This is a genomic window from Megasphaera sp. UPII 135-E (assembly GCF_000221545.1).
In the GTDB taxonomy this organism is placed as follows: Bacteria; Bacillota; Negativicutes; order Veillonellales; family Megasphaeraceae; genus Megasphaera; species Megasphaera hutchinsoni.
In genome coordinates, this window is sequence record NZ_AFUG01000045.1 from 1 (window position 1) to 902 (window position 902).

The 902-nt window shown below is 33.3% G+C and carries 2 protein-coding genes; both read left to right on the top strand.

The genetic code is table 11. From position 1 onward, the window contains the following. Positions 1–596: transposase (locus HMPREF1040_RS07060; protein WP_255261343.1), on the top strand; the 596-nt coding region annotated here is incomplete at its 5' end. Between the two features lie 44 nt (positions 597–640). Further along, positions 641–902 (top strand): IS3 family transposase (locus HMPREF1040_RS07065; RefSeq protein WP_176604716.1); only part of this gene is annotated, 262 nt, incomplete at its 3' end.

Genomic DNA, 902 nt, shown 5'->3' on the forward strand with positions numbered 1-902 from the left:
TGATATGTACCCTCTTTACTGGACAAACCAGTAAGGAGGGTATTTTTATGCGATATAGTTATGAATTTAAAAAAGAATGCGTAGAACTATACAGACAAGGAAAGTGGATGGAAACACCAGAAGGCGTTACACAAGAAACATTCAGATATAAGATTTGGTATTGGAGTAAGCTTGTAGATTTTCATGGTGAAGAAATTCTTAAACATAAAGAACAGAATAAAAAGTGGACTGCAGAAGAAAAATTTAAGTATGTATCAAAAGTGTTAGCTGGAAATTCATGTAAGTCTGTAGCTATAGAGGCTGGCATTCCAGACGGTCAACTTCATAATTGGGTATATAAATATAAAAGATTGGGGTATAATGCTCTTGAAATTAAGAAGAGAGGACGTCCATCTAAAATGAAAGAAAATAATGAAAACACTAATATAGAGCCAAAGCCACTTAACGAATCAGAAAGAGAAGAACTTATTCGTTTAAGAGAAGAAAATGAATATTTAAGAACAGTTCAAGCAGTCGAAAAAAAATTAGACGCCTTGAGAAGGGAAAAGTATGCTGCATATCTCAAGGCGAAAAAGCAGCAGTCATCAGAGAACTAAGAAGTGAAGGTCACATACTAAAATATCTTTTAAAAGCTATGAACATGCCTAAATCAACATACTACTTTGAGTTAAGTAAAGTTGACCAAGTTGATCTCAGAAACAAGGAAATCAAAGAACAAATAAAAGAAATATTTACTTCAAACAAAGGTAGATACGGAGTAAGAAGAGTGCATCAAGTACTTTTAAGTAAAGGATATATAGTAAACCATAAAAGAGTTCAAAGGCTTATGCACAATATGCAGCTTCTAGGCAAGAGACCAAAAGAAAAGTATCATTCATATATGGGAAGCGTTGGTAAAGTAG